Origin of the sequence: Arenibacter certesii DSM 19833 (assembly GCF_000429545.1) — a bacterium.
GTDB lineage: Bacteria > Bacteroidota > Bacteroidia > Flavobacteriales > Flavobacteriaceae > Arenibacter > Arenibacter certesii.
In genome coordinates, this window is record NZ_AUCB01000067.1 from 1 (window position 1) to 7180 (window position 7180).

At 34.7% G+C, this 7180-nt stretch carries 4 protein-coding genes; 1 reads left to right on the forward strand and 3 read right to left on the reverse strand.

The annotated features are described in order from the left end of the window. The coding region (locus G466_RS0118625) for a transposase (RefSeq protein ID WP_026814977.1) at positions 1–208 on the forward strand (208 nt) is incomplete at its 5' end. A 140-nt stretch (positions 209–348) separates the two neighbouring features. Here G466_RS0118625 and G466_RS0118630 read toward each other — a convergent pair. The 3 genes from G466_RS0118630 to G466_RS24165 all read right to left on the reverse strand — a co-directional run. Further along, a complete protein-coding gene (locus tag G466_RS0118630; protein ID WP_157374041.1) occupies positions 349–2292 on the reverse strand; it encodes a CBM96 family carbohydrate-binding protein in 1944 nt (647 codons plus the stop codon). A 950-nt stretch (positions 2293–3242) separates the two neighbouring features. Further along, positions 3243–4982 (reverse strand): Ig-like domain-containing protein, encoded by a 1740-nt coding sequence (locus G466_RS0118635; protein ID WP_026814979.1) that lies wholly within the window; start codon positions 4980–4982, stop codon positions 3243–3245. 1082 nt (positions 4983–6064) lie between these two features. Then, positions 6065–7180: hypothetical protein (locus G466_RS24165; RefSeq protein ID WP_026814980.1), on the reverse strand; the 1116-nt coding region annotated here is incomplete at its 5' end.

The following is a 7180-nucleotide window of genomic DNA, read 5'->3' on the forward strand; positions in this document are numbered from 1 at the left end:
TAAAGCAATGGCGAAACAAAAGTTACTAAGTCCAGAAGGTATTGCTCACAGAAAACAAAGATGTTGGGATGTGGAGGCAGTATTTGGCAACATAAAACACAATATGGACTTTAGAAGGTTTATGTTAAGAGGTCTGGATAAAGTAGAAACAGAAATAGGTCTAATTGCAATGGCGCACAACCTTAAAAAAGTGAGTTTAGCGATGTAAGAATCGCTTTGACTCATTTTAACTGGCCACTAATCACCTAATTAACAAACCAAGTTCAAAATAATATCAGAAAAACCAAAAAATAAAAGGTCGCCTAAATAGTTTTTAGACGACCTCATTAGCCTTAGAAATATTTCGAATTAATTAGGAGCCCTAAAATTATTATTTACCCATGTGCAATTTTGATAGGTTACATTAAATTTACTATAACGAGCATAAGCTCCTCCCGCTTCCGTGACGAAATATTGACCATTGGAAAACTTAGAATTAGTAAATTTTATATTTTCTGTTGGATAGTAGGTAACAGCTAAGGATCTGAAATTTGAGAAATCAGAGTTGATAAAAGTATTACGTTTTGCAGCAGCGGTATAATTTGTACCCCCACCTACATTAAGAATTCTGTTAGTATTTTTGACGGTAATTCCATCAAAAGTATTATCATACCCACAACTTACTTGATCTCTATCCCCTCCAGGCCCTACATAACCATCATTATACTCTGCCCAATTAATTGCAGCCCAAGTATCTTGAATATATAGGTTTTTAATTAAGTTGTTGTTTGCTCCATTAAATATGCTCAAATTAGCATGCCAATCATTACCGTTAGTTGAGGCTCCGTAGATAAAGCTGTCTTTAATAGTATTAAATCTTACGCCAGAAAAGTTTAGTTCAAAATTAGTTTTGTATGCTGTGCAATTTCTTATGGTATTACGTTCTGCTAGATCTTTAATGGTAAATCCATGTCCTCCATGACTTAAACCTGCGGCTCTATTTGCAACGCTGTTTTCTATTATGGCGTTGTTTGTGCCTCCTGCTATTAAAAAATAATAGTCTGTAGGGTTTTTAGAATTATCACTATAAACACTACAGTTGTTTACTCTACTATTATTCGCGCCAAACAACTTGATTGCTTCTGCACCAGCATTTAGAATGTAGCAGTTTTCTACTAAAGTGTTATTCCCTGTCACCATTAATCCGAATCCGCTATACGTGTTATAATTTTGAGTTCCGAGATTTGTGGCTACAATATTTCTTAATACTACATGATTACCGTCTGATTGTATTCCCGTTTTATATCCTGTAATTTGGAGGTTTTCGAACTCAACGTAGTCTGCATATTGGATAATGGCTGTGCCAGTTGCAGCTCTAGAGGCCGTTAGTAACGGCATTTTATTAGAATCAACTTGGTCTCTATATTTAAAGGTAGAACCATTGTGGCTAACAATATCCCCTGGGGTTCTGTTATAACCAATAAATTTTATGGGATTCCCTGCTGTACCACCTTTATATAGCACTAACTTTGGATTTCCATAATTGCCTGCCTTTATATAAAATACATCTCCAGCTTTGGCTACCTTAAAAGCATGCTCTAAATTCCATGCACTACTTTCGGACAATCCATTATTTGTAGCTCTACCATTAACGGTTACAAAATATCCTTTAGCCACTGGTGCGATTGGCTTACTAGCTTCGGGGTCAAGAGAGGGACTGCTAGTAGAGGAACTGCTATAAGTAACAGTTAGCTTAGGGGATGATGATGTTGATTTAGATGCAAATGCCAAATCGTTTCCATTTTTGTGAAGGAGAATAAGTGATGTTTTTTCTGCGTTAAAAGATTCCGCATTCAGAGAAATTTTCTCTTTACTTCCCAAAGGATATGATTTTTTGATGCTACCTAAAAATGAATCGGAACTAGGCTTATTTGAGCCGGTAAGATTGGTTTCGGTCCAATTGGTGCCTTTACCTAAATAAACCTCTATAGTCCCATGTCCAGGATCGGAACTAATTGTAAATTCTAGGTTCGCCGAAGTGATTTGCCCATCTATTTTACTAAGATCGAACATGAGGTAACCAGTACGGTTATTTTGCTCTAGTCGAATTATAGACGAATTGTAGCTTCTGCTTCCCTGCATAAACGCATCGTGTAGTGGTGTTAAAGTGACGGTTTGGGTTGTTTTGGCTTGATACTGAATCGCTTGTAAAGTATCTGTTTCTTCCAGCAAGTCATTGCTACAAGAGAAGAACATGAAGAGAATCATACAGCTTAATGCCGCTCTTAGGGGTTGTTGGAATTGAATTTTCATAGTAAGTAAATTGAAGTAAATAGTTAATGGATAAATATTTGAATTTGTATTTCTTTCTATTATTACGGTTCTTTAATAACCAGATACATCTTATGACACTTAATAAGCAGGTGAAACCATAGATTTCACTACGGAAATAATACTTCCGGGTAAAAATTAACTTTTGGTAGGGATTGTTTTAATTTGGAATGCAATGATATTTTAAAATAAAGAGACATCGACTAAATAACCTATTGTTTCGACGAACTACCCAAAATTTTAAGATTTGACATTATTTTTAATATTTAAATAATAAGAATAATCTGTATGTCGTGCTCTAAACCTATTGTTGCGTAGGGTATTACGTACGATTTAGAATATTCTGATAAAATATTATTCGATTTTAGGAGAGGTCAAAAATTGTTTGATACTTAATATAAACCTTGTTTAAAAAGAATCAAATGCAAAAGTTAATTCAAGTTGAATTATTCGAGTATTGACGGCCAATTTCTATATGTTTCAATTGAATAGGTGCAATTCACAGAAAAACGCATGAGTTATTTAGAAACGAATGTATGGTTGCATTGATAACAAATAAGTATTAATACACCTTTTGTTAGTTGCGCATTTTGATTAAGACAATGTTATTTGACTGATAGTATTACGCTTAGGATAATTTAGAAAAGTCCAATCACTTGTGCTCAATCCAGAGAGAATTTTAGCAGATTAATTTTAGATTCAATAATATAAGTTGGTTTGCATATAGAATGTTAGATAAGATTTGTTTGAATCGTTATGAAGTTTTCTAATGAGTATTAACTCAAAATGTATAAAAATAATTTAATTAAATTTATTGGATTGTTATAAAGAAGGTGTGATAAAAATCACACCTTCTTTATAATTTTTGATTTACTATTGTATTTCTGTTTGGTAGGACTTGGGTCAGAGGATTCAAATTAGGAATTTTGATCTTAGTTTGGGGCTGAAAAACTATTATTCTTCCAAGTACAGTTTTCAAACATGATATCAGCTTTACTATAGGGAGCATAGAGGCCACCTGCTTCGGTAATTAAACTTTTTCCATTGGAAAATTTACAGTTCTTAAATTTTATGCCTTCTGTTGGGTAATAAGTGACTGCTACCGATCCGAAATCTGAAAAATCACAATTTATAAATGTGTTTCGTTTAGCAGCAGCGGTGTATTCTGTACCCCCGCCTACATTAAGAATTCTATTGGTATTCCTAACAGTAATCCTTTCAAATGTGTTGTCATAACCACAACTAACTTCATCTCTATCACCGTTAGGACCAACATATCCATCGTCATAATCTCCCCAACTTATAGCAGACCAAGTATCTTGGATATACATATCTTTAATTAAATTATTGTTAGCGCCGTTAAAGATCACCAAATTAGCATGCCAATCTTTTGGTTCCGTTGATGCCCCATAAATTGAGCAATTCTGTATTGTATTATATCTAACTCCAGAAAAATTTAATTCGAAACTTGTATAAACAGCAGTGCAATTTTTAAAAGTATTGTATTCGGCCTGATCCTTCATGTCAAAACCATGACCTCCATGTTTTAAACCTTGGGTTCGCTCAGCATGGGAGTTTTCAATTATGGAATTTTTGGTTGCGCCAGTTATTAAAAAGTAGTAATCTGTTGGATTACTGGGGTTATCTGCACGGACCTCGCAATGGTTAACCCTAGAGTTATTGGCTCCATATAATTTTATAGCTTCAGCAGTTGCATTTAAAACAAAACTGTTTTCCAGTAAAGAATTTTCACCATAAATTATTATACCCCATCCGTCATAAGCACTATATTCAGTTTGCTTTCCTAGTTCGGTAGCGATAACGTTTCTTATAACTACATGTTGTCCTTTGGAGGTAATTGCCATCTTGTATTTGGTAATTTGGAAATTCTCAATTTGAACATAATTATTTTGGAGATTTATAGCTGTTTTTTCTAGAGTACCAATTAAAATTGGCATTTTAGAAGCATCTAACTTATCGCCATATTTAAAGGTAGAACCTTCTTGGCTCACCAAATCACCAGCATTAGAGGTGTATCCAATAAATTTAATAGGCTTATCGGAGGTTCCTGAATTTTTGGTCGATAGTTCAAGACTGCCATAATTTCCAGCTTTTATATACACAATATCACCAGCTTTTGCGGTGGAAAAAGCATGTTGTATATTCCATGCATTGTCTTCTGAATCTCCTGAATTAGAGCTTTTTCCTGAAGTGGTTACGTAATAAATATTAGCTGGGATAGGAGCTGGGGTAGGAGTTGGAGTTTTTTCTGCTTCTGCAACGTTTACTGTGATGTTGCCAGTTTCCGTACTAACAGTCTTGTCGGGTTTGGTAACGGTAGCTGAATAATCAAATACGTCCGTACCGCTTTTGTTTTCATCCGGAGTGTAGGTAATGGTATTGTCATCGTTTACTACGGCAGTGCCCATTTTTGGTGGGGATACATTAGTTATTAATATGTTTTCCGGTAATTCGCTACTGCCATTGCCTAAAGGGTCTATTACAATAGGATTGTTAGGTAAGGTCATTACCATGTCATTTGGTACTAGCGATTCGGGTTTGTTGACTACATATTCTGCTAGTAAATCGGTATCCTTGTTACAGGCGTAACCAAGAACAATGAAAAAACTAAACAGAATGATTCTGATAAATACGGGGGGGTGATAGGTCATAAGTAATTTAGATTTTGGGAAATTCTAGAACGTTTAATTCCCTGCAATAGTATTTGTTTTTTCTAAAATAGCTGATGAAATACCAAAATTTTCGATGAAATGCGCTTTTTCAATTAAAATACTACCTCTAACGATGGAAACGGAATTGTTTTTTCGTGATTTGACACATTTAATAGTAAGGGACAATAGATTAAGGATTGAATAATTTTTTTTTGAGGTCTATGCACTAAAAATTCAAAATTGCAACCTCAGTATTGTGTTCTTAATATCGTTTTAGGGATTAGTCAGCGTTTCGACTCTTATTTAATTACAGATAAGATTTAGAATGTTTGCCTTTCTAAAACGGAGGATATATGCTAATATTTATTGCGGATAAAAACTATGATCATTTGCTAAGAGAGTTAGGTGACTTTTTTCTATATCTGTATTTAATATAAGATAAATCCTTAATTAATCATCAATTGGTAGGCCTCCTTTGCAATAAACAACAATAATACCCCATATTTTAACGACATTTTTTTAATATGCTGATTTGAAGTTGATAAAATTATAAAAGAAGTTTAGTCTCGTTTAAGAGCTAATTTGCTATTAAGACGATAATACAATGGTAGGGACTGCAAAGGGTTGCTATATAATCCATTTTGAGTGCTAAGCAATAAGAATAAGTTACGTAAGTATGTAGTTTGAAAAATGCAGATTGTTTCTACAAACAAGTCTTTAATAGGTCATTATTGACTTCTATTCTGGATTGCATAAGGACTTTAATATTGACGGGAGAAAAATTATATGGATAATTACCATTCGGAAACTACCATTGGGAATTAGGAAAAGATTGGTATGGAGTTCTGAATCTTTAAAATAGTGATTACTTGCGTCCAAGGGGATTCTAACCTCCTTAAAACCCAAGTTTTTTTCATTGGTATTACAGTATCATAAACGCACAGTTATAAAGATATTTTTCAGCAAATACATTCTTCATATAATGAAACTACAACCGAGAAATCTTAAATAGCAAAAGGCCGTCTAAAAAGTTATTAGACGACCTCCTTTATTTATAAATTTAATTGACTGTTATATGATCTCTATTGACAGTTTGTCATTTTGTATTTGCCATCTGGGAGTCTAATAAAACCAGTAGGTCCATTATTATTAGTGCCTACTGAGATCATTCCGGTGTATCCCGTAGCGTTATTAATATTATAACCATATATACTACTTTTAGAATCAAAGGTATTGTTACATATTTCCACATCAGCAACTCTTGTTGTGAATGCGACACTAGCATTAATGAATGTAGAATTTTTAACTATGATGCCGTCTTGTCGGTTTATCACCAAACGTCCATCGTATCCCAAGCTGTTGTCGAATGTACACCCATCAAAAATTGTTCCGTGGGCATCTTGGGAATTTATGAAGTTACCCATTGCAACCATTCCAGAAGAGGGCACACTACTTACTAATCTTGGATGTGATTTGCTAGGACTTTTGAAGGTAACATTGTTAAACTCAACACCGCCTCCTGTGCCTTTTACAATTCTACGACTAAAATTTTTCATTACGGTATTGTTAAAAATTAATCTAGAGCCGTGAATGTTAGTCACTTTTTGTTCATGCTGGAATATATCTCCATCATCCCCCCATGCTCCATCCCAAACACCGCCATTGAATGTAACTTTAGAAGTGGATCCGCTATGGTTCCATCTAAAAATCAGGCATCTTGAAGGTCCAGGTGTATCTCCTATAACTCCGTTACTTTTACTTTCAACATCGTAACAGTCGCAGTCAGTAAAGTTAGAGTCTCCTTGGCTGTTGGGGATATCGGTTACCTCGTATCTAAATGCCCATGTAGTTTGTGTAGTTGAGTACAGATACTTAACATCAACGTTGTCAAAATCCGATACGGTTTTTATAAATATTCCAGCAGCTAATTTTTTTGCACCATCAATCGTTAGGTCGCTCATTGTAGTTCTCCCTGAAGGCTTGTTTACCTCAATAGCTTGGTATAATGTTGAAGTAACGGTTATAGTAGAGCCGTTCCAATCTATTTTTTGGTTACCCGGCTTGTCTATATCCAATCTGCCTGTTATTCTAAAGGTTGCTCCTTCATTTGCAATTAAAGAACCTTCTGCATCCAATGCGGCCTGAATTGCTCTGGTGTCATCTGCCTTACCGTCACCTACCGCACCATATTTGCTGAA

What these genes read in the sequence shown, in the direction of transcription:
- G466_RS0118635 (WP_026814979.1), bottom strand. Translation starts at nt 4,982, where the DNA reads ATGACCTATCACCCCCCCGTATTTATCAGAATCATTCTGTTTAGTTTT.
- G466_RS0118630 (WP_157374041.1), bottom strand. Translation starts at nt 2,292, where the DNA reads ATGAAAATTCAATTCCAACAACCCCTAAGAGCGGCATTAAGCTGTATG.